At 68.4% G+C, this 1,753-nt stretch carries 2 protein-coding genes and 1 pseudogene; 2 read left to right on the forward strand and 1 reads right to left on the reverse strand.

Annotated features, from left to right (window positions below; genetic code table 11):
* Positions 1 to 262: pseudogene (locus MXD62_RS27400) on the forward strand (GntR family transcriptional regulator); the annotation flags it as partial.
* Positions 263 to 342: 80 nt separating this feature from the next.
* Here MXD62_RS27400 and MXD62_RS27405 read toward each other — a convergent pair.
* A complete protein-coding gene (locus MXD62_RS27405; RefSeq protein ID WP_248832283.1) occupies positions 343 to 1,020 on the reverse strand; it encodes a uracil-DNA glycosylase in 678 nt (225 codons plus the stop codon).
* A 171-nt stretch (positions 1,021 to 1,191) separates the two neighbouring features.
* Here MXD62_RS27405 and MXD62_RS27410 point away from each other — a divergent pair, with 171 nt between their 5' ends.
* Entirely contained in the window at positions 1,192 to 1,437 is a 246-nt protein-coding gene (locus MXD62_RS27410) for a hypothetical protein (protein ID WP_248832284.1), read from the forward strand.
* The last annotated feature ends 316 nt before the right edge of the window (positions 1,438 to 1,753 follow it).

Here is a 1,753-nt window from a genome sequence, read left to right on the forward strand (position 1 = left end):
CGCCACCGCCGGAAAGTCACCGCGGCTCGACGCGATCCTGGAGTTCCTCGGCGGCGTGCTCCAGGGCAGCTTCTACTTCGACGCGCCCGCGTGGGGGGACAACGAGGCGAAGTACCGGGAACGGCTGCTCGACGCGATCCAGGCGGATGATGTCGTGACGGCGACGCGGACCAGCGAGGAGCACGTGCGCTCCTGCGCCGCTGTCACCGTGGAGCACCTGCGGACCCGCGGCTACTGGACGGCCCCCCCGGACGCGCCCTGAAGCCAGGCTGTGTCGTGGCATGACGCGGTACGGCGCGACGTGGCTGTGTGGTGTCCGGCCTTCGGTGCCGGGCGGGAATGTCAGGGAAGGTGCCAGTCGACGGGTTGGGCGCCTTGTTCGAGGAGGTGGTTGTTGGCGCGGCTGAACGGTCGGGAGCCGAAGAAGCCGCGGTCCGCGGAGCGGGGCGACGGGTGGGCGGACTCGATTGTCGGGGTGGGGGAGAGGAAGGGGCGCAGGCTGCGTGCGTCGGCGCCCCAGAGGATCGCGACCAGCGGGGTGCCGCGGGCGGCCAGGGCGCGGATCGCCTGCTCGGTGACTTCCTCCCAGCCCTTGCCTCGGTGTGCGCCGGGCTGGCGCGGTGCCGTGGTGAGCACCCTGTTCAGCAGCAGTACCCCTTGGCGGGTCCACGGTGTGAGGTCGCCGTTCGTGGGCCTGGGCACGTTGAGATCCGTGCACAGCTCCTGGAAGATGTTCTCCAGGCTGCCCGGGAGCCGGCGTACCTCGGGCGCGACCGCGAAGCTGTACCCGATGGCCATGCCCGGGGTCGGGTAGGGATCCTGCCCGACGATGAGTACGCGGACGTCGTCGAAGGGTTGCTGGAAGGCTCGTAGCACGTGCTGGCCCGCTGGTAGGTAGCTGCGTCCCGCCGCGATCTCCGCGCGCAGGAAGTCACCCATGGCGGCGATGCGGTCGGCCATCGGCTCGAGGGCCTTCGCCCAGCCCGGCTCGAGGATGTCCTGCAGAGGTTGTGCCGGCATGGCTGATCACCCTATCGGGGGTTCTGCGAACAGCCGCGGGGCCTGCCGTCGGCCCATCGGGATACGGGGAAGTCCTGACGCTGGTAGCCGGCTGCAGGTCGTCGACGATACGAACGAGCCGATCAACGTGAGCCGAGTCAGACATCAGAGCCCTGCTGGAATGATGTGGACATGCGTCCCAGCTCTGGCTCACGGTGGTCGATCGGTTCTCAGGATTCCGTCCTGTGCCTGTGGTCGCAGGGGTCGGTGCTCTCCATCGGCTCGGTCGGTTCCGTGCTGTCGATCGGGTCGATCGGGTCGGCCGCGTCCATCCTCAGCGTGGGGTCCTTCGCCAGCGTCGGCTCGGCGCTGAGCGCCGCCTCTCGCTGGTCGCTGCTGTCCTGGCGAGCCAGTCGAGCCTCGATGTCCGCCCGCTGACCAGCCGCTCTTCGCGGATCCTGAGTCCAAGATAATCAACGTCGTTGACAGTCGGCCTCTATCTTGCCGATCTTGAGGAAAGTCGATCCGCCAGGACGTCTTCGACCGCTGCGCTGTTCGACGGACCGGGCGCGGCCTACTCGCTCGCGAAGTGGGCCTCAGCAGGAGCTCTCCGGCGAGTTCCGTGCCGTCGTCGCCAAGGCGAACGTTGCCTGATGCGGCACTAGACGGAGGCTGGCGTCAGGGTGTGGGTGCCCCTGGATGGTTCACGAACCACAGGTTCTCCTCGACGAGCCGTTCGCTTTTCCATCCCTGC

It is taken from the genome of Frankia sp. Mgl5 (assembly GCF_023242985.1).
In the GTDB taxonomy this organism is placed as follows: domain Bacteria; phylum Actinomycetota; class Actinomycetes; order Frankiales; family Frankiaceae; genus Parafrankia; species Parafrankia soli.